19 protein-coding genes are annotated in these 18,953 nt (G+C 44.1%); 11 read left to right on the forward strand and 8 right to left on the reverse strand.

Annotated elements, in window-relative coordinates; translation table 11 throughout:
- Positions 1–10 precede the first annotated feature (10 nt).
- The 5 genes from yccS to AB6D06_RS10845 all read left to right on the forward strand — a co-directional run bounded on the left by yccS (position 11) and on the right by AB6D06_RS10845 (position 5,565).
- Positions 11–2,194 (forward strand): YccS family putative transporter, encoded by a 2,184-nt coding sequence (gene yccS / locus AB6D06_RS10825; RefSeq protein ID WP_017067021.1) that lies wholly within the window; start codon positions 11–13, stop codon positions 2,192–2,194.
- A 332-nt stretch (positions 2,195–2,526) separates the two neighbouring features.
- On the forward strand, positions 2,527–2,712 hold the full coding sequence (locus tag AB6D06_RS10830) for a hypothetical protein (RefSeq protein ID WP_029235859.1): 186 nt from the start codon (positions 2,527–2,529) through the stop codon (positions 2,710–2,712).
- A gap of 121 nt (positions 2,713–2,833) precedes the next feature.
- Positions 2,834–3,154, forward strand: a complete 321-nt coding sequence (locus AB6D06_RS10835) for a hypothetical protein (RefSeq protein ID WP_017060893.1) — start codon at positions 2,834–2,836, stop codon at positions 3,152–3,154.
- A gap of 161 nt (positions 3,155–3,315) precedes the next feature.
- Positions 3,316–4,578, forward strand: coding sequence for a hydroxymethylglutaryl-CoA reductase (locus AB6D06_RS10840; RefSeq protein ID WP_029235254.1), 1,263 nt, complete (start codon positions 3,316–3,318; stop codon positions 4,576–4,578).
- A 75-nt stretch (positions 4,579–4,653) separates the two neighbouring features.
- A complete protein-coding gene (locus AB6D06_RS10845; protein WP_372110200.1) occupies positions 4,654–5,565 on the forward strand; it encodes a LysR family transcriptional regulator in 912 nt (303 codons plus the stop codon).
- Positions 5,566–5,640: 75 nt separating this feature from the next.
- Here the strand turns inward: AB6D06_RS10845 and AB6D06_RS10850 are convergent, their stop codons facing one another.
- The 3 genes from AB6D06_RS10850 to AB6D06_RS10860 all read right to left on the reverse strand — a co-directional run bounded on the left by AB6D06_RS10850 (position 5,641) and on the right by AB6D06_RS10860 (position 9,102).
- The gene (locus AB6D06_RS10850; protein WP_372110201.1) at positions 5,641–6,555 is read right to left on the reverse strand and encodes a YjjW family glycine radical enzyme activase; all 915 of its coding nucleotides are present in this window, start codon (positions 6,553–6,555) and stop codon (positions 5,641–5,643) included.
- A gap of 43 nt (positions 6,556–6,598) precedes the next feature.
- On the reverse strand, positions 6,599–8,164 hold the full coding sequence (locus tag AB6D06_RS10855) for a YjjI family glycine radical enzyme (protein WP_017060897.1): 1,566 nt from the start codon (positions 8,162–8,164) through the stop codon (positions 6,599–6,601).
- Between the two features lie 338 nt (positions 8,165–8,502).
- A complete protein-coding gene (locus AB6D06_RS10860; protein ID WP_017064785.1) occupies positions 8,503–9,102 on the reverse strand; it encodes a class I SAM-dependent methyltransferase in 600 nt (199 codons plus the stop codon).
- 161 nt (positions 9,103–9,263) lie between these two features.
- Here AB6D06_RS10860 and AB6D06_RS10865 point away from each other — a divergent pair, with 161 nt between their 5' ends.
- Positions 9,264–10,142, forward strand: a complete 879-nt coding sequence (locus tag AB6D06_RS10865) for a LysR family transcriptional regulator (RefSeq protein ID WP_017071134.1) — start codon at positions 9,264–9,266, stop codon at positions 10,140–10,142.
- Positions 10,143–10,199: 57 nt separating this feature from the next.
- Here the strand turns inward: AB6D06_RS10865 and AB6D06_RS10870 are convergent, their stop codons facing one another.
- On the reverse strand, positions 10,200–10,550 hold the full coding sequence (locus AB6D06_RS10870; protein WP_017060899.1) for a hypothetical protein: 351 nt from the start codon (positions 10,548–10,550) through the stop codon (positions 10,200–10,202).
- 288 nt (positions 10,551–10,838) lie between these two features.
- On the opposite strand from AB6D06_RS10870, the gene AB6D06_RS10875 reads away from it, so the two are divergent.
- On the forward strand, positions 10,839–11,735 hold the full coding sequence (locus tag AB6D06_RS10875) for a cation diffusion facilitator family transporter (RefSeq protein ID WP_102428335.1): 897 nt from the start codon (positions 10,839–10,841) through the stop codon (positions 11,733–11,735).
- 47 nt (positions 11,736–11,782) lie between these two features.
- Here the strand turns inward: AB6D06_RS10875 and yddG are convergent, their stop codons facing one another.
- Both yddG and yjjG read right to left on the reverse strand, forming a co-directional pair.
- Positions 11,783–12,715, reverse strand: coding sequence for an aromatic amino acid DMT transporter YddG (gene yddG, locus AB6D06_RS10880; protein ID WP_017060901.1), 933 nt, complete (start codon positions 12,713–12,715; stop codon positions 11,783–11,785).
- 180 nt (positions 12,716–12,895) lie between these two features.
- A complete protein-coding gene (gene yjjG / locus AB6D06_RS10885) occupies positions 12,896–13,570 on the reverse strand; it encodes a pyrimidine 5'-nucleotidase (protein WP_372107258.1) in 675 nt (224 codons plus the stop codon).
- A gap of 234 nt (positions 13,571–13,804) precedes the next feature.
- Here yjjG and AB6D06_RS10890 point away from each other — a divergent pair, with 234 nt between their 5' ends.
- The 3 genes from AB6D06_RS10890 (at position 13,805) to AB6D06_RS10900 (ending at position 16,485) form a co-directional block, all read left to right on the forward strand.
- A complete protein-coding gene (locus AB6D06_RS10890) occupies positions 13,805–13,957 on the forward strand; it encodes a hypothetical protein (RefSeq protein WP_017060903.1) in 153 nt (50 codons plus the stop codon).
- Positions 13,958–14,217: 260 nt separating this feature from the next.
- Positions 14,218–15,366: an L-threonine dehydrogenase gene (yiaY, locus tag AB6D06_RS10895; RefSeq protein ID WP_017060904.1), complete on the forward strand. Its 1,149-nt coding sequence runs from the start codon at positions 14,218–14,220 to the stop codon at positions 15,364–15,366.
- Between the two features lie 195 nt (positions 15,367–15,561).
- Positions 15,562–16,485: a hypothetical protein gene (locus AB6D06_RS10900; RefSeq protein WP_029235256.1), complete on the forward strand. Its 924-nt coding sequence runs from the start codon at positions 15,562–15,564 to the stop codon at positions 16,483–16,485.
- A gap of 218 nt (positions 16,486–16,703) precedes the next feature.
- Here AB6D06_RS10900 and AB6D06_RS10905 read toward each other — a convergent pair whose 3' ends face one another.
- Positions 16,704–17,138: a YccF domain-containing protein gene (locus AB6D06_RS10905; RefSeq protein ID WP_004730224.1), complete on the reverse strand. Its 435-nt coding sequence runs from the start codon at positions 17,136–17,138 to the stop codon at positions 16,704–16,706.
- A 247-nt stretch (positions 17,139–17,385) separates the two neighbouring features.
- Between AB6D06_RS10905 and AB6D06_RS10910 the strand changes: the two genes are divergently transcribed.
- Complete coding sequence (locus tag AB6D06_RS10910; protein WP_017060906.1) at positions 17,386–17,511, forward strand: hypothetical protein; 126 nt, start codon at positions 17,386–17,388, stop codon at positions 17,509–17,511.
- Between the two features lie 102 nt (positions 17,512–17,613).
- On the opposite strand, the gene AB6D06_RS10915 is transcribed toward AB6D06_RS10910, so the two are convergent.
- Positions 17,614–18,690, reverse strand: coding sequence for a low specificity L-threonine aldolase (locus AB6D06_RS10915; RefSeq protein WP_372100287.1), 1,077 nt, complete (start codon positions 18,688–18,690; stop codon positions 17,614–17,616).
- Positions 18,691–18,953: the final 263 nt, after the last annotated feature.

Below are 18,953 nucleotides of genomic sequence, written 5' to 3' on the forward strand. Positions count from 1 at the left end.
GTGAGCGACTGTGGACTTTTCAGCCAAATTACGCCTCTATTGGGCGAATAAAACCATAAATTACAGCGTATTAATTCTCATCACTCTGCTCGGCGTGGTGGTGCCTGCTTGGTATTATGGACAAAACACACTGATCACGCCTTTGATCTTAGGCGTTATTGCTGCGGCTCTTGCGGAAAGTGATGACAGCTTTACCGGGCGCTTGAAAGCACTCACGCTGACCTTTATCTGTTTCGCCGTTGCGGCTTTCTCTATTGAGCTTCTCTTCGATACGCCTTGGCTGTTCGCGATCGGGCTTTTTGTTTCAACCTTCTCTTTTATCATTCTCGGGGCAATTGGCCCTAAATACGCGAGTATCGCGTTTGGTTCTCTCTTGGTTGCCATCTATACCATGCTTGGTGCACACGAGAGCACCAACCTTTGGTTTCAACCGCTTCTACTGTTAACTGGCGCCGCTTGGTACTACTTCATGTCGATGATTTGGCAGATAGTGTGGCCAATGCAACCCGTGCAGCAAAACTTAGCCACGGTATTCGATCAAATCGGTAACTACATCGATTCAAAAGCGGAACTCTTCTACCCCGTTTCTGACTTGATTCCCCAGCCACACCGAATCATTGAAGCCAAACTCAACGCGAGTACCGTTAACGCACTCAACATGTGTAAAGCGACGCTGCTTAATCGCTCTAAGCGCGGACACATTGACGGCCCTAGTGACCGATTTCTTAACACCTACTTCATCGCACAAGATATTCATGAACGCGTCAGCTCTAGCCACTATCGCTATCAAGAGCTAGCAAAACACTTTGAGCGCTCTGACGTGTTGTTTAGATTTAAGTATCTACTGGAAGCGCAGGCCACTGCGTGTAAAGAAGTGGCGAGCTCGTTGAAAGTTGGCGCTGAATACCAGCATGGTGACAAGTCTGTATTGGCACTCGATGAGCTGATGTCTTCGCTCAATCATCTGCACCAACAGAATAATCCTAAATGGAAATCACTGCTGAACCAGTTGGATTACTTATTCAATAACCTAGCAACCGTTGAAAAACAGCTCTCGAATATCAGCAACCCAGATGCAGAGAAGATTGAAGAAGGTGTATTGGACGATACCAACCCTCATACTTTGACGGCAATGTGGCACAAGATCAAAGCTAACTTGCACACCGATTCTATGCTATTCCGCCACGCGATTCGCATGGCGATCACTTTGACGCTGGGCTACGGGATTATCCAGGGTTTTGATATCGAACGAGGTTATTGGATTCTACTGACGACACTGTTTGTGTGTCAGCCAAACTACAGTGCAACCCGTCAAAAACTGACGGCGCGTGTCATTGGCACGGTCGCAGGCTTATTGATCGGAGTACCGTTACTGACTTTCTTCCCGTCGCAAGAGAGCCAATTAGTGTTCATTGTGATCAGTGGCGTGATGTTCTTTGCGTTTCGAATCAATAACTACGGGTTTGCGACCGGCTTTATCACACTGCTTGTGCTCTTCTGCTTTAACCAATTAGGTGAAGGCTACGCGGTAGTATTGCCAAGGTTAGCGGATACCTTTATTGGTTGTGCTCTCGCCGTGCTTGCTGTCATTTATGTGTTACCTGATTGGCAGTCGAAGCGACTGCACAAAGTGATGGCGAATGCGCTCGATTCCAATAAGAACTATCTCGCTCAGATCATCGGCCAATACCGTGTCGGTAAGAAAGATAGCCTAAACTATCGTATCGCTCGACGTAGTGCGCATAATAATGATGCAAACCTGACTGCCGCGATCAGTAGCATGTTGGTTGAACCGGGTAAGTACCGCACCTCTGAAGATGAGAGCTTCCGATTCTTAACACTCAATCATGCTCTACTTAGCTATATCTCGGCTCTGGGTGCTCACAGAACGCGTATTGATGATGAAGCGACACACAAACTGGTGCTAGATGCGCACAGAGTAATCCACCAGCATCTCGACGCTCTAAATGATCAACTCTATTCTCATAAAGAGCATTGTGAAGTGAAAAACGCTTATGACCCGGAGCTGGATAAACGTTTGAGTGAATGGCGAGAAGAAGATGAGAATTCTGTCAAAATGGTTCTACAACAGCTCCATTTGATCTATCGAATGCTTCCAGAACTGCATACCTTAGCGACCAAGTTTGCAGTTAAGGTTAAGATCGACAAGTCGTTTGAAACAGAAGCTTCTTGAGCAACAAACAAAATACCGTAAAAACAAAAAGATAACGCCAATTGCTTATCTTTTGATCATCACAAATATTTATACATTGCTTTACCCATACCCCTAATTGGGTAGAGAAATTACTTACCTACCCTTGTGCCACAAGGGTTGAAGGCGTTTTTACATTGTAGGAATTTTCTGACTTTGATTGACCAAGCCTTAACTTTTCCTAACATTTCTCGGACAAAAAACGACCACAGGAATTTATAGTTGTCTTAGTTTCAAGAAACTTCAAACATCATTTAAAATTCACTTAATCTTGTTTGATTTCCTGAATCAGTAGACTATGCTCTAAAGAGCATATTGATTTGAACAAAGGTCACACTATGAATACACAGCAATTTGAAGCATTTAAGCAGCAAATACAGCTTCTTAGCCCACAACAATTAAAAGCACTTCAGGGTGAGATCGACGGCAACCTCGAAACAGAGAAGCCTTCTTTGCTTACTGATGAAGAGTTAAACGCGCTAAATGACCTGTTCAGTTAATAGACAGACATCACTATTTTAGCTTAAGTTCACATTTTCACCGTAAATTTCATCTGTTCACCATTGCGCTCAAAATATCGTCCGCCTAGACTCATTTCATACGTCAATAAAAGGTTCTGATATGTCGATATCTGGTATTCAATCTGGTTACGCCATTATTCAGCAATCCACCAACATGGCTGAAGAAGCCGCAATCGAGCTCAACCAAGCCTCCAAACACGCTCTAGAATCCGACGACACTTTCGAAGCTAGCGATCTCAGCTTTAATCAAATAGAGCCTGAACAAGCCATTTCCTTTAAAGACAAAGAACCTGAACCTGCTTCATCTTCAACCGATTCCTTGATTAAACTGACACAAAGCGCAAGTTATAACCGCGTTGGTGCAAGTGTGGTTGATCGTCAAAACGAAGCCATCGGTAGCCTTCTCGACATTCATATCTAAATTTCGCTCAAATACAGCCTATATTTCGCGAAACTTCGCTGCTTTTTGCTTCAACAACCACACAAACTGTAACTCATTATATCAGGCGCTTGTTTCTGGTTTATTACTCGGTAGAATCAGCGCAAACCAATTTGCTGCACAAACTTTACTTCATACTATTTATGCCAAAACTAAATCTGCATCGCCGTGACTATGTTTCTATTTTAGGAGGCGACATCTCCGCAGACGAATTAGAAAAAAAGCTTCAGCCTCATTTTGAAAAGCCAGTAAATAAGCTGACACCTAGCCCCTACCTGACAGAAAAGAATCTCACACGTCGCTGGACAGCGCTCGATAATGCAGATTCACAGCAAGAACTGCTCGACCCTCATACACAAAGTCAGTTCCAAGCTTATGAGAAAAACATTGAGCACTTTATTGGCACCGTTAAAGTCCCTGTGGGAATATCTGGCCCTTTAAGAGTCAATGGCCTATTTGCTACGGGCGATTACCTAGTACCACTCGCGACCACAGAAGCTGCGCTTGTCGCGTCTTATAACCGTGGTTCTAAGCTGATTACGGCTTGTGGTGGCGCAAGTGCTATGTTGCTCAATGAAGGCGTAACACGTACTCCTGGCTTTGCATTTCAAGGATTAGTTGAAGCCGGACAGTTTGTGGCTTGGGCTGTGACTCAGTATGACCAGTTCAAGATCTTGGCAGAATCAACAACATCACACGGCAAGCTGACCGACATTAATATCAACATCGAAGGTAACCATGTTTACTTGGTGTTCGAATTTCTAACCGGAGACGCTTCTGGTCAGAATATGGTGACCATCGCAACCAATGCCGTGTTTGAGTACATCATCGAAAATACGCCAGTTAAGCCTGACCATGCTTTCCTTGATGGCAACTTGTCAGGCGATAAGAAAGCCAATACCCAAACCTTGCGCAGCGTTCGTGGCAAAAAGGTAACTGCTGAGGTTAATATCCCTGCAGAGCTTGTCGCGAAGTACCTACACACGACACCAGAGAAGATGGTCCAGTTTGGCCAAATGACCACAGTCGGTGGCGCTTTGAGCGGCACTATCGGTATCAACGCCCATTATGCGAATGCACTGGCGGCACTTTACATCGCTTGTGGCCAAGACGCGGCCTGTGTCGCCGAGTCAGCGATTGGTATGACGCGTATGGAACTCAACAAAGAAGGCGGTTTATACGCTAGCGTGACACTGCCTAACCTAATGGTGGGGACTGTCGGCGGTGGTACTGGCTTGCCAAGTCAAAAAGCCTGTTTAGATTTACTTGGGCTGCATGGTAACGGTAAATCACAAGCCCTAGCTGAAGTTTGTGCTGCACTGTGTTTAGCGGGTGAACTATCGATTGTGGGCGCATTTTGCGCAGGCCACTTTTCACGAGCGCACCATAAGCTAGCTCGTAAATAACCTTTATCCAATTTGGCTTGTTCGATTTTGTCGTTCATGCAAAATCACAAGCCAATCTGAATGCGTGAGTCATAAATGGATTACTTACACTTATCTAGGGTGAGCCTTAAGCACCTCACTGCGCTTCATATTATGCTGAACACCCACAGCGTCACTCAGACCTCAGAGCAACTCTGTGTCAGCCCTTCGAGTGTAAGCAAAACCCTGTCTCAGTTGCGTGACATCCTGAATGATGAGCTTTTCTATCGAGATGGTACCAAGCTTATCCCGACTCCCTTTGCTCTGAAGATAGCGCCCACTGTTCACGCAATTCTTTCAAGCATGAATGGACTGCTTCATCAAAAGAGTTTTACCCCTCAAGAGTACCAAGGCAGTTTTTCACTTTCGATGCGTGAAAGTACCTTCGAAGTATTTGCCTCTAAGATAAGTAAAATCACTACTGAACTGGCGCCAAACGCGAAGCTCAACATCTATTCGAAACAACAGCTCGGCTTCGATGCTTTACTCAGTGGCAAGGTCAATTTGATCTTGTTGCCTCATGATATATCTCAGCCGCCGACCGATAACAAAGAGCTGGTTTGGGAAACAATTCTTCCAGATGAAATGGTTTGTTTGATTGGCGCACACCACCCTCTCGCTCAGCAAGAACTGACGGTAGAAGGCTACTTAGATTACAAGCACATTGGGATTTTAGATAACGAACTGTCTCAGCCTTACTTTGAACAAAACTTGGTTCAATGCCACCAACCAAGAGAGATGGCAATATCGGTCGCGGACTTCGGCGCTGCGGCTGTGTTGTGTCACCACACGCCTTTCCTGTTCACTTGCTCTAAACAGTGGGCTGAGCGTGCTAAGCAAGCTCAGGGCTTAGTGAGCAAGCCCTTGCCTTTTGATTACGGTAAGGTGGCGTATAGCTTAGTGTGGAACAAGCCCAACATGAATGATCAAGCGATCAAGTGGTTGTGTGACCTGTTTTTAGAAGCTTAATATTTTTAGAGACTTAATATCTTTAGAAAGTTAACGTTCTTAGAAGCCTGATTGACTGCCTAAGAAATCTAAAGACTAGGTATAAACCTCAGGAGTTTGCATCGGTCTTTGAACTATGGTGTAGAGCTTATCGTGAAAGCTCTGCATCTGTTTTTCGGTGCATTTCGGCCAATCTAACGCGTCGCCAATGACACCATGATGCTGAAACGCATTCAGCCGAATTCGAACATCACTTGGTAGAGTCTTCAAGTAACGCCCCACTTGTTCAATTTCGTCCTCAAGATCGCTTTTATTTGGGATATGTAGCAACCTAACTTCGTGCAGTTTTTCTTTATCTGCTAAGTAGTTAATGGTTTCAAACACCCTATGATTACCTCTACCCACTAACCATTGATGTGTTTCCGATTGCCATGATTTTAGGTCAATCATCGCGCCATCAAGATAAGGCAACACCTTGTCCCACCCTTGAAGTGACAGCGAACCATTACTATCAATAAAACACGTGAGATGCGCTAACTGTGGATCACGTTTAATCGCTTGAAACAGCTCTATGATAAACGGCAACTGCATGGTCGCTTCACCGCCAGAAACGGTAATGCCACTCAAGAAAAACTGATTATGCCTGACAAGCTCCAGAACCTCTGAGACCGTCATTGTGGTAATTTTCGGGCTCGACTTATGGTCGCAGATATCGACGCACTGATCGCAGTTGGTACACGCGACCGGATCCCACTTCACCTTACCATCTACAGAGCTTAATGCGCCGCTTGGACACCCACTTATGCAGTCTCCGCAATGGTTACAGTGATTAATAGTGTGTGGGTTATGGCAGGTTATACAATCGAAATTGCACCCTTGTAGAAACAGCACTAGGCGATTTCCCGGTCCATCAACACAAGAAAAGGTCAGCACACGGCTGACCTTCGCTTGTTTTTCTGTCTTATTATTTTTAACCCTAGCCATTTGAGTTGTTAGATCAGAAATTTTCATAATTCACATTGTTCGTATTCGAAACGCATAACACACGTTAAAGCTATTCGTATGTCGGCGACATCTCTAAACTCGCCACGCGTGGTTTACGCTCTAATATGCCCGTGTTCTTCGCAGCTTCGGCACCTAAAAAGGTGGTATTGGTGCGTGAGCCTTGCTCGTCATATTTGGCAATGTCAGATAGCTTAATCATGTAACCCGTGACACGAACCAAATCATTTGATGCAACGTTAGCCGTGAACTCTCGGTAACCCGCTTGAATCGCGCCTTTACACAGGTTAAACATCGCTTCAGGGTTAGATTTCACTGTTTCGTCGATGGTCAGAATGTCACTGATGCCCGAGGTGTAGAACTTATGGTGACCCGCGGTTGCACGAACGTAAGAGACAGGATCCGGTTCGGTACCATAAGGAATACGGACACCCGGCGTCACATCTTCATCTAAGCTAATACCGCCTTGAGCATGCAGCAGAGCTTTACCTTCTAATCCATATTTCACTTCAGAGCGTTCAACGATCTCAGCCAGCTTTTCAGAGATACGATGACCAAGCTGATTCGCCAGTTCATCGTGACCATAACGCCCTGCTTGACCTTCTTTCTCCAACAAGATGTTGACTGCTTCCGCCATGCCGTAAATACCAAACATTGGCGCAAAGCGATCCTCTTCGATCAAACCTTCTTTGGTTAAGAAGCCTTCGAAGAAGTTAGACTCTTCATGCAAGAAGCGGCTTCGAACGTTCATCAACTCAACCATGATGCCACTGTAGTTCGGCAATACTTGTTGTAAGAAATCAGCACTGTCCTCAGACTTCAACGCCACTTGCTTAAGGTTCATACGCACCAAGGTGTTTGAACCACCCGCTAACGGCAGAGAGTTGTAGCAGCTCACAATACCAAAACGCTTATCGCCGTAAGCCTCGGCATGCGCTGGATAGTTTGCAATATGTGGTTTACTGCATTCACAGATGTTGCTCGCCGCATGACGAAGTAGATCATCAGGTGTCACGGCTGGGTCGTACATAAAGGTTAAGTTTGGCGCGATCTGCTTCAATTCAGCGTCTACACGTAAAATCGTACGGCAGATAATGTTGTCTGTCGGGCCGATATTCACATGCATAAAGGCGTCTGGCAGTGTGCGATCCAACATGATCCAGAACAGCTTAATCTTTTGGTATACCTGCTCTTCTGTTAAGTCGCCCACGAAAGGCATCAACACATCATCCAACTGACCTAGGTAAACCGGAATTGAAGTGACAGACGGAACATGGTGGTAAAGGATGGTAAGCATGTTCAATGCTTCATCGAAGTTGGTTGCCGCGCTAAGCTCTAAATACTCTGAGCCTTGATGTAAGTATTTAGAATAATCTGGAAGTACATAGCGCGGCTTAAATGGGGCGTGCCCTTCAAACATGTCACACAGCACACCTTGTTGTAAGGCTTGCTCTACTTCTTTGCTTACCGGCATATACGGTAAGCTGGCTTCAGCTTCTAAGGCAAGATAGCTCGACTTCTGTTTTGGTGACAGGTTGGCATCTGAAATGATATTGCTAAAGCGTTGTTGTTGCTCTGAAAGTGGTGAAGAAGTAGATGACGCAGATTGGTGGCTCATGATTAAACCCTTAGTGTTGTTATGGGCTTATTTTATATCTCACCGTTATATTTCCACTAATGAAATGTATGCAAGACTACATTTCCAAAATGGAAATAAATAATTTGTAAATTAGCGGTGTTGAGTTTTCTATGAGCGAGATGAGAAACAGAGAAATAGAGAAATAGAGAAATAGAGAAACCAGAGTTAGTAGTGAAGAAATGAGAAAGCGCTAATTCGTTCTGTTTAAAACGATAGCGCCAAAAAGAGAAAACCCACATAACTGACGTTAGAGTCGTTAATGTGGGTTTAGTAGTTTAAATGAGCATTCTGAATGCTAGCTCAAGGCATACACACGATTACAGATCTGGAAGCGCTTGTTTACGTCCAACACCCATTAATACCTTTAACTCTCCTTGTGGAGTGTCAATCGAGAACGGTGTAGAGACTTCAACTACTGCAAAGCCCGCTGCACTCAATACATTTTCTGAGCGCTGTTGGCTTACACCGTAGTCTTCACTGTCGCTTTCCAAGTACCAATCCCAGTGTACAAACGTACCGTCGTTTTCAAGCAGCGTGTAAATCAGACTGACTGTGTCTTGTAGGTTCGGGATAAAACCACACACCGAAGAGGCTACCACTAGGTCAAACTGGTTTCTGAATGCTGGATGCTGCGCTGCAAGTCCGCGCGATAAAATATCAACTACCGGTTCAACGTTAGGTAACTCTTTCTTATCTAACTCTTCAATCATCCCTTCAGAGATATCAAGTGCGATGATCTCTTTTGCTAAAGGAGATATTTTCTGGCTGAGTAGTCCTGTACCACAACCAAAATCAAGGACACGGGTTCCGTTTAAATCAACGAGCTGTGTTAACTGGTCAAATACGGATTGTGCGAATACTGCGGTTGCGGGATCTTTATCCCAATCAACGGCGTATTCGTCCCATTGTTTCGCCATCATGGCCTCCATCTTTACTTCTTGTAGGTTCGGAACTTCCCCAGAGTAAACCAAATTAGTCAATTCGTCATAGAGTTATCATGCAAAGATGGACTATTTCTAAGATAGTCAGCACAATATTCAGATAATATGCACCGACCCCCGCTCAATATGGAAATGAAATGAACCTTTCTCAAGTCCAAGCCTTTTGTTCCGTTGCTGATTTAGGATCAGTTTCTGAAGCTGCACGCCAGTTAGAATGCAACCGAACCAAACTCAGCATGTCGATTAAAGCCTTGGAAAAAGAGTTAGATGTCGAGCTGTTCGTCCGCAGCGGAAACCACGTTGAGCTTTCAGAAGCGGGTAAAGCGATTTACAAAGATTGCGAAGGCATGTTGGTGACAGCCGCGCGTATTAAACAAACCTGCTTGCATGTTTCGGGCGAATTCAACGCAGAAATTTGGATAGCACGAGATGACTCCCTACCCGATGAAATGTGGCAGGACTTATCTCACGCCTTAAATAACAAGTACCCTTCTACCTCATTCAACTTCGTTCTCGCATCGAGCGGTGACTTAGCTAACCTAGTTGAAACTCAGCAAGTCGACTTCGCATTTGGTGTCGATTACGAACGCGTCGATGACCCAAGAATTATCTACAACCCGCTTGGTAAGATTCGAATGATGTCTGTATGTAAGAAAGGACATGATTTGAGTGCGATGCGACGAGTGTCTGATGAAGTACTGAGAAATTCGATGCAAGCAACCATGGTTTATCTTAATGAAAAGGATAATCCTGAACTTGAGCCCTTCTCGCGTCGTTACATTGGCTTCTCTAGCTTCGACTTTATGTTGGATACGATTCTACGTGAAGAAGCATGGGGCGTAATGCCTGAGCCATTGATTCGCCATTTACTGCGTAAACAAGAGCTTGCCGTGATCAAACACACCTACGGTTTAACACAAGAAGACTACTGTATGTTTACCGCGGCTGGCATGGCAGAGCACCCAGGAATGAATTGGTTGGCCGACCAGCTTAGTGATTATTTGTTTGATTTCTAGCTCGCGCTTATTGCTTATCGTCGATAACAAAGGGAAAAACCACAAACAGCACTACTCCTAAAAGACCATCACGTGATCCACTAAATAGCGTCCGTCTTCTTCAACCAATACCATTTCAGCGACAAACTCACCTTTGGCGATGGTGTAAGCTTGTTTCCACACAAAGGCGATGGAGTCTGAACGTCTAAATAAAGCAACTTGCTCACGCTCAGCAAAAAAGCCATTACTGTGCTGATAATGGTGACACACCTTTTCTAAATATTCTGGCGTAACAATGTCTTTCATCCTTTGAGTAAAATCTCGACAGTGCTGTTCATGATCAACCTTAGTTGAACCATCCATCAGATTATCCATGATCGGGTTAGCAATCGCCCACAACTCATTATCACTGATATCGTCAAACTTCATATTGATTCACTCCTTGTCCATCGCAGTCGCAGTCAAATCTAGAAGACCAATAAGACCTTAGCGACTAATGTGTTTTATTAATCATAAACGATCCTATTTCAGTTGCACACCATCACCAAAAAACACTCAACGTCAACTTTATTGACACCACACCTTGATCTTAAGTAACTGAATTTTATTGATTTATATGTTCGAATTAAATAAGACATATAAACATCATCAGATAAAGTTTGTAAAGTTAGCTCATTATTAGAACAATGAAGTTATCAAAAACATCTGGAAAATATTATGTGTGACAGGAAAAGCCAAAACGAAAATCGAGTACTATTGTTCTCAGCCCTTTTAGCATCAGGCTTCGCAATTGGCGGATTGGTGTTGGGTCTTCTCGTTGGCTCTCTGGTCATAGTGTTTGACGGTGTCTATTCTCTTATCAGCTTACTGTTAACTTTATTGTCACTAGCTGCGTCGAAATACATCAATCGCCCTTCGGACACTGAGTTCCCGTTTGGTCGAGCTATCATCGAGCCGATTGTGATTGCGATTAAAGCCGTTGTGATTCTTCTTGTGGTTGGTTATTCACTTTACTCTGCGATTGGTGCCCTAATGACGGGTGGTCGTGAAGTTGATGCTTCTATTGCAACTCTGTTTGGTATTTTCAACGTGTTGGGTTGTGGTTACGCTTGGTGGTACATCGCGAATAAGAGCAAACGTATTTCTTCAGGTCTGATTCAGGCTGAATCTAAGCAGTGGCAGATGGATACGCTACTGAGTGTAGCGGTAACAGCGGGTTTCGTAGCGGCTTGGTTAATTACTTTTTCTCCGCTTGCAGAATACGCAGTGTATGCCGACCCAATGATGATGTTGCTAATGTCTTTCTACTTCATCAAAGTGCCTTTCGACATGTTACGTGAGGCGATGCGCGAACTGCTTATGATGTCGGCAAACAAAGATATTTGTGATGCGGTAGATAAGAACGTTGTCGCGGTAGACAAAGAAGCGGATCAAGATTTAGAGCTAATGGGCGTGACTAAGGTTGGTCCTGAGCTAAGAATCAACGTTGATATTCATACCAATGACCAAGATGCAATTGCGGTTGATGATATTGAACGTACGCGCCGCCAACTTAAGCGACGCTTATCGAAGATGCCTTATGAGCTTCAATTGAATCTCAATATCGCGAGTTAAGAGTCGAGAGTTAAGAACCAAGAGCTAACCAATCAACCTCTCGCTGACTAAGACTCTGATTGAACCTTTTTAGAAGCCGACGCCGTAACCGTCGGCTTTTTGTCTCTGGTTACCCACCAGCAAGCTAAAGAGCCAATCGTCACCATACAAACGCCTTGCCAAAACGTCATGCTCAGTGACAAACCCAAAATCATAGAAGACAGTAAGGTCGCAAAAATAGGCGTGAAATAAGACATGGTCGCTAGGAAGACCATATTGCCGCCAAGTATCGCGGTATTCCAAAGTGCGTAACCTGCGCCCATACACACACCGGCTAACACTAAGTCAATTGCAGCACTGGTTGTCATCACCATGCCGGTTTCGTTACTCAATGCGTATTTGATCCACAAGGTGATTGCAGTCGCGATAAAGAACAGCACGATCGCATTCTGTCCTTTCGCCACTTTCTGAGTGTAATTACAGTAGACCGCCCAAATAATCGCGCCGAAAAACGCCATTGAATAGGTTTTAGGGTTGGTGGCAATATTGGCAGCGATTTGATCAACAGAAAGCCCCTGATCGCCACTGATACTCCAAGCCACACCAAAGAAGGCTAAGAAAATACTTGGGTAAACCAACCAGTTAATCTTTTTATCGCTGAGCAATACCGCGAACAACACCGTCAATGCAGGCCATAAGTAGTTGATAACGGCCATTTCCAAGGCTTGATGTCGGTTGTTTGCCATCCCTAAAGCCAGAGCTAAGAAGATCTCATAACAAACGAACAGAGCACCACCAATCAACAGGTATGACTTAGAAAACCGCGACAGCTTAGGTAACCCCATAACACAGACCAACAACAGTGAGCTCACTGTATAAAGACTGGCGGCGCCACCAATTGGGCCCAGTTGTTCTGATACGCTACGAGACAGCGCGATTAAGCAGCTCCAAAGTAAAATGGCAGCAATGCCGTAGCAGCTATGGCGATGAGATTTCAGCACGCCTCTTCCTTATTTTTATTGTAATGGGGTAATCAAAGCGAGCTTAAAGCAAAGGTAGGCTTAAACGCCACTATCGATAAGTTGCAGTAAGTAAAAATAAGTAGCCGAGCACATAACTGTACTCGGCTATCAATCATTCACTCAAAAATCTAAAAGCAATTAGCAATTAGCAATTAGCAATTATGCTAGTAAAAGAGCTTGCAGGTCAGCCAGAGACTTAACCTGATAATGAGGGTTAATTCCGGCTGGCGTTGCCTTTTCTTGACTATTTAACCAACAGGTTTCAATACCAAAATCTAATCCGCCTAGAATATCGGAATGTGGGTTATCTCCGACCATCAATACTCGTTGCTTAGATGGTAACCCGATCAGCTTATGGGCATATTCAAAAATTTGTGCATCCGGTTTGGCTACCCCAACCTCTTCAGAAATTATCACGTGCTCAAAGTAATCCGTCATTCCTGTACGCTCTAAACGAATTGACTGCAGCTCTGTAAAACCGTTAGTGATGATGCCCATGTTCACTTTGCCTTTTAAAGACTCCATCAACTCTTGTGCACCCGGTAATAAAGAGCAGATATCCGCCATCGCTGTTAAGAATGCACTGTTTAAAGCAGCGGTTGTTGTCTCTAATTTCTCAGCCCAGCTTTCGAAGCGCGTGTGTTTCAGTTGATCAGCCGTAATGCGACCATCTTGATAGTCTACCCATAGTGGTAAATTAACCTCTTGGTAAACCGAATAATCCTGTTCACTAAAGTCCACACCAAAACGGGAGAACATCAGCTTCATTCCTTGAAAAGCATCAAAGTGGAACAAGGTTTCATCCGCATCAAAGAATATCCAATCGTACTTCATTTTCTGTCCTGTTATTCGCGTTGTTGAGCAGTGCTGTGTTTGTTTTTATCGTAGTTTTGCTTAATTTTTCTCTTCGCCTTGTAGGCTGGCAATCACTTTACTCGTAAATCTGTGAGCCTGTATATAAATCTAATAATTTATAGAAAACAAGCCGCAAGTCATGATGTATCGCAAATTTTGCCACATATTAAACCAATACCATACAATAAATACACTTAGGTACCGGGAGGTACTATGAAGCACTTTTTACCATCGTCTGTCATGCTTACCCCTTTTCTTGTCAAATACTATGACGAGGAGTCAGAAGACACGCTTGATTCTGAAGAGTCACAAGAACCTGAAATTGAATGCAGCGATGACTCAGATAAAACGTCGACACCAGCCTAACTAGAAGAGTTTTCAATGAAAAACCTTATTTTTCATTGTTATAGAGCTCCATACTGTCTCTAATTTAGTCGATTTATCGCGATCTATTACTGACAATCAACACAGCCAAAAACCATGAAAACGATTGCTATATGAGCCCTATCACAACGACTAGCCACAAAGTGGTAGTTCGAATTCAAAGTTGTTCCAGATCAATGGTCGACCACTTGAATGCCGACAACATGTAGGAAATTAAAAATCATAATTAACGGAGTTTTCCAATGTCTACTGCATTTTACATCCCTACAATCAACTTCATGGGTACTGGCTGTCTGAAGGATGCTGCTGATAGTATTCAGTCTCAAGGCTTTAAAAAAGGTCTGATCGTAACTGATAAGATCTTGAATCAAATTGGTGTAGTTAAGCAGGTACAAGACCTTCTTAGCCAGCGAGGCGTAGACGCAGTTGTATTCGATGGCACTCAACCAAACCCAACCATCACGAACGTTAACGATGGTCTTGAATTGCTGACTGACAACGATTGTGATTTCGTTGTTTCTCTAGGTGGCGGTTCTCCACACGATTGTGCAAAAGGCATTGCTCTGGTTGCTTCTAACGGCGGCAAGATTGCAGACTACGAAGGCGTAGACCAATCTGAAAAGCCAATGATGCCTCTTATCGCTATCAACACTACGGCTGGTACAGCATCAGAAATGACACGCTTCTGCATCATCACTGATGAGGAACGTCACATTAAAATGGCGATCGTTGACAAGCACACAACACCGCTTATTTCAGTAAACGATCCTGAACTAATGCTTGCTAAGCCTGCATCACTGACTGCTGCAACAGGTATGGATGCGCTAACACACGCAATCGAAGCTTACGTTTCTATCGCAGCGACACCAATTACAGACGCTGTAGCGATTAAAGCCATTGAACTTGTACAAGCTCACCTAAGAACGGCAGTAGCGCACGGCGAAGACATTGAAGCACGTGAACAAATGGCTTACGCACAGTTCATGGCGGGTATGGCGTTCAACAACGCGTCACTAGGTTATGTTCATGCGATGGCGCATCAGCTAGGCGGCTTCTACGATCTTCCACACGGTGTGTGTAATGCTATCTTGCTACCACACGTTCAACGCTACAACGCGCAAGTTTGTCCTGAGCGTCTACGTGATGTTGCAAAAGCAATGGGCGTTAACGTTGAAGGTATGTCACCAGAGCAAGGCGCAGAAGCTGCGATCAACGCAATTGTTCAACTAGCAAATGACGTGAACATCCCAACAGGTATCGCGCAACTTGGTGCAAAGCTAGAAGATATCCCTACTCTGTCTGACAACGCACTGAAAGACGCATGTGGTTTTACTAATCCTAAACAAGCGACCCACGAAGAAATCTCTGCGATTTTCGAAGCGGCAATGTAATCTGCCATTAAGTCACTTATAAACTTATCGACAAACGGGCTCACCTACTGAGCCCGTTTTCTTTACCTGCCATATGTTATTCAAGTCTCTGTTTTGAATAGCCACTGATTAAGATAAATCTCTTTAAAAGTCGCATTGTCATAACTGCTTAGTTATAGTCAAACTATTGATACATAGAATGACAAACAGGTTCCATTGAGTCGTTGGATAGTTAACTCCTCATTATTAGCATCGCTCGTTTCCCACTCTGCCTTCGCGGAGGAACAGGATGAGTGTCACAGCCAACCGTTAGAAGACACGCGCGTCGAAAAAGCTTACCACTACCTAAACAGCAAGTTTTGTCAGCCCGCAATATGGTTCGATAACTTCTTTGTGGATGACCGTATTACCGAGGACGCCAGAGCCGGAACCTCTGTACGTTGGTATAATGATTTCATCTATTCTGAGGGCGGTGACGTGGATTATTCCACCAAGCTCAACGCACGCCTGCATTTACCCTTTGTCAGCAAAAGGCTTAAGCTAATCTACGAGTCTGTTGGCGATGAAGAATTCTTAGACTTCTTCCCACAAGATTCTGAAGAGTTAGAGAATGCACTTGGCCTTCGTTATGACGCCTATGCCAAGGGTTACAGTAGTTTCAATATCAAAGCGACATTACGCCCAAGAATAGAGGCTCGCTATCGTTTTACCTACCCGCTCACCACAGATGCAGTATTCAGGCTGACCCAACGTGTATATCAAGAAAAACAAGAGACTGGTGAGATCACCGACATCGACTTTGATCTTTCTTTAAGTGATGATTTCTTGGCTCGATGGTCAAGCTTTGCAGGATATAACGACGACCTTAAAGGTTGGAACTATGGTACAGGGCTAACCTTGTATCACTACCTTGCCCAAGACCAAGCACTTCAATATAGCGCCACGATTAATGCAACGGATGAGCCTCATAATCATTACGAATACGCTCAGGTTTCGGTTACCTACCGACAAAACGTATGGAAAGAGTGGCTGTTCTACGAACTCATCCCTCGTTATCAATGGGAACGAGAACCTCATGAGAAACACACCGAAGAAGCCAACATCACCCTTAGGCTTGAAGTCTTGTTCAACAATGTCTAGGGCGTGTTGACCTTTCGCGGTTAAATTTTGTTCGAAATAAAAGCGTTTTAATCGCGGCGAGGGGGAAGTAGCCTAGTCATTCTAAGCAAATCCCCCTCAACAAAGAGTAAAACGCTTTTAGCCGAACCCTTCGGGCAGCGTTAGATAGAAAACGAGGCACAAAAAAGCACATCATGTGATGTGCTTTTTCAGTTCTATATAAGGCTTAAACTGTAGTCTTAACCCTTGTAGTTTCTTACTCGTGCCGCTTCTGCTTCACGCTTGTCGACAACGGTTTTACCGATTGGCGCCAATGAGATAACCGCGAGCTTAAGGTGCTGAATCGCAAACGGAATACCTATAATAGTAATGAAACACGCTACTGCTGACATGATGTGACCAATCGCCAACCAGATCCCCGCAAATAAGAACCAAATAACGTTACCAATCACACCTAGCGGGCTCGTGCCGATGTCCATTTCATTGGTTAGCTCATCACGCGAAATCGCTTCCTGACCAAATGGGAAGAATGAGAAGTTACCCATAACAAAACATGCTCTACCCCATGGAATACCAACGATGGTTAGGAATGCGAGCAGTCCGAAGAACCACCAAGCTAGTCCCATAAATACGCCACCGAACAGAAACCAAATGATGTTTCCTATTGTTTTCATTCTGTATTCTCCAAATCTTTGAATGCTATTTATTTAATATGCCGAGTAAGGCAATGATTGTTGTAATAGGTTCATTATTGTTGAACCTTTATGAACCGTTTATGAATCACTTACATTTTATGTGATTGATATACACCACGGTTCTCTAAATCTACATAGGGCTAAACCCATTTATTTGATACCATACACTTAGATTTTTAGTACCAAAAAGCTAAACAGACTCAACAACGAATTTAAGGCCGAATTTATGAATAACACTGAGCAACCTAAAAAGAAAATGAAAAACTGGGTGCCAATCGTCTTCTTCGGACTTCTCAGCACTGTTCCAGTGTTCATGTTCTTAGTTGATGTGTACATCAACCAGTATATGTAACAGAGCCGGACATCCTAGCTATATAAATGGATATAAGAACCCTTTCCTGTATCCATTTCAGTTCCAATTAGATCAGTTCTTCTTCAGCCAGCTCTTCGTTAATCAAATCAGCTCTTCGCTAATAAAATCTAGAATGTCTATCAGCTCATGATCAGGCAAATTTAGTAGGTTATCCCCTACATACCATTCAATCTTACATTGGTTTGGCAACTCACTGATCGCTGGGTTTCCTATCCAAATCTTGTGTTTCTTCGCTATGTTATCTCTCACAATAATGCCGTCTTCATAGCTCACAGGTAAATAGAGGTGAAGCATGTTGACCTGCGGTTGTTGCGGGTTAATCGTAAACTGAGGGTAATCTTGTAGGATTTGATAAACCTGTTTGGTGCGTTCGTATAAAGCAGGCATCAGTTCTAATCGCTCATCAAACTGCATTGCTGCCGAAACCACGTAAGGCGTGCGATGATAAACATTTCCGCCCTGACGCTTCATCCATGCCGACGCTTTTGCTACGAAAGCCTTGTCACCTAATAAGAGTGACCCCCCAAGACCGTTTAACCCTTTGTACAGCGAAACATAAGCCGTATCGAACCCCTTAGCAATCTCGCTGTATGGCTTTTGATAATACGCGCCGCACTCCCACAAACGCGCACCATCCATATGCAGATGAATCGATTGTTCTTTGCAGTACTGCTTTATCGCTTCAAGCTCTTCCCACTCAGGCAGCTGACCACCAATCTCTCGCATCGGTAGTTCATACAATGCCGCGGCAATCTCATCAGGCCAAGCCTTTAAGTCGTCGACATTCCAAGTGCGAAATACGTTGCCGACCGGAAGCACGTTGAATCGATTTTGGAGCTGATACCCTTGGCGTTCATGACGCATGATATGACTCGACTCATGCATCGCTACTACTGGGTTTCTTTTCTCTTGGCACGCAATTTCTAATGCTGTGGGTTGATTCATGGTGCCGGTAATCACAAATACAGCCGCTTCATAACCTAGCAGTTCCGCGACTTTGTTTTCGAAGCTCTCGATAAACTCACCATCGCCGTAGCTATCATGGCTCACATTGTGTGTCTCACACCATTCAGCCATCTGAGCGAATGTTTGTGCTGGAGTCGGTTCTAGGTGACCGGAAAGCAACAAATCACATTGTTGACGCAAGTCCATGCTCATAGTTTTTCCTTTATTCATTGTTGTTCTATGTAGGGTTATTGGATTATTTACGTTACCCACCAACGGTGACATAAAATGCCTATATTCGCTTTTACTATTCGTGAATAATTAGTTTTACTCAGTCATCGGCGGCTTGTGCCGGAAATACTCAAATTGACGGATGTTTTATACAATTAAGTACCTAAAAACACACGCATCTAAATAGATAAGTATGGGCTAATTCGTTGTTGTTCAACCATTCTTCTATTATTGTATATCTATAA

Origin of the sequence: Vibrio sp. 10N.239.311.G01, assembly GCF_041465805.1 — a bacterium.
Classification (GTDB): Bacteria; Pseudomonadota; Gammaproteobacteria; order Enterobacterales; family Vibrionaceae; genus Vibrio; species Vibrio crassostreae_C.

Bases quoted from the DNA above. Each gene is read 5' to 3' on its own strand.
- AB6D06_RS10840 (WP_029235254.1), top strand. From the start codon at position 3,316: ATGCCAAAACTAAATCTGCATCGCCGTGACTATGTTTCTATTTTAGGA.
- AB6D06_RS10905 (WP_004730224.1), bottom strand. From the start codon at position 17,138: ATGAAAACAATAGGAAACATCATTTGGTTTCTGTTCGGTGGCGTATTT.
- AB6D06_RS10910 (WP_017060906.1), top strand. From the start codon at position 17,386: ATGAATAACACTGAGCAACCTAAAAAGAAAATGAAAAACTGGGTGCCA.
- AB6D06_RS10855 (WP_017060897.1), bottom strand. From the start codon at position 8,164: ATGAGCCACCAATCTGCGTCATCTACTTCTTCACCACTTTCAGAGCAA.
- yjjG (WP_372107258.1), bottom strand. From the start codon at position 13,570: ATGAAGTACGATTGGATATTCTTTGATGCGGATGAAACCTTGTTCCAC.
- AB6D06_RS10845 (WP_372110200.1), top strand. From the start codon at position 4,654: ATGGATTACTTACACTTATCTAGGGTGAGCCTTAAGCACCTCACTGCG.
- AB6D06_RS10875 (WP_102428335.1), top strand. From the start codon at position 10,839: ATGTGTGACAGGAAAAGCCAAAACGAAAATCGAGTACTATTGTTCTCA.
- AB6D06_RS10890 (WP_017060903.1), top strand. From the start codon at position 13,805: ATGAAGCACTTTTTACCATCGTCTGTCATGCTTACCCCTTTTCTTGTC.
- AB6D06_RS10870 (WP_017060899.1), bottom strand. From the start codon at position 10,550: ATGAAGTTTGACGATATCAGTGATAATGAGTTGTGGGCGATTGCTAAC.
- AB6D06_RS10860 (WP_017064785.1), bottom strand. From the start codon at position 9,102: ATGGCGAAACAATGGGACGAATACGCCGTTGATTGGGATAAAGATCCC.
- yiaY (WP_017060904.1), top strand. From the start codon at position 14,218: ATGTCTACTGCATTTTACATCCCTACAATCAACTTCATGGGTACTGGC.
- AB6D06_RS10915 (WP_372100287.1), bottom strand. From the start codon at position 18,690: ATGAGCATGGACTTGCGTCAACAATGTGATTTGTTGCTTTCCGGTCAC.
- AB6D06_RS10865 (WP_017071134.1), top strand. From the start codon at position 9,264: ATGAACCTTTCTCAAGTCCAAGCCTTTTGTTCCGTTGCTGATTTAGGA.
- AB6D06_RS10850 (WP_372110201.1), bottom strand. From the start codon at position 6,555: ATGAAAATTTCTGATCTAACAACTCAAATGGCTAGGGTTAAAAATAAT.
- AB6D06_RS10835 (WP_017060893.1), top strand. From the start codon at position 2,834: ATGTCGATATCTGGTATTCAATCTGGTTACGCCATTATTCAGCAATCC.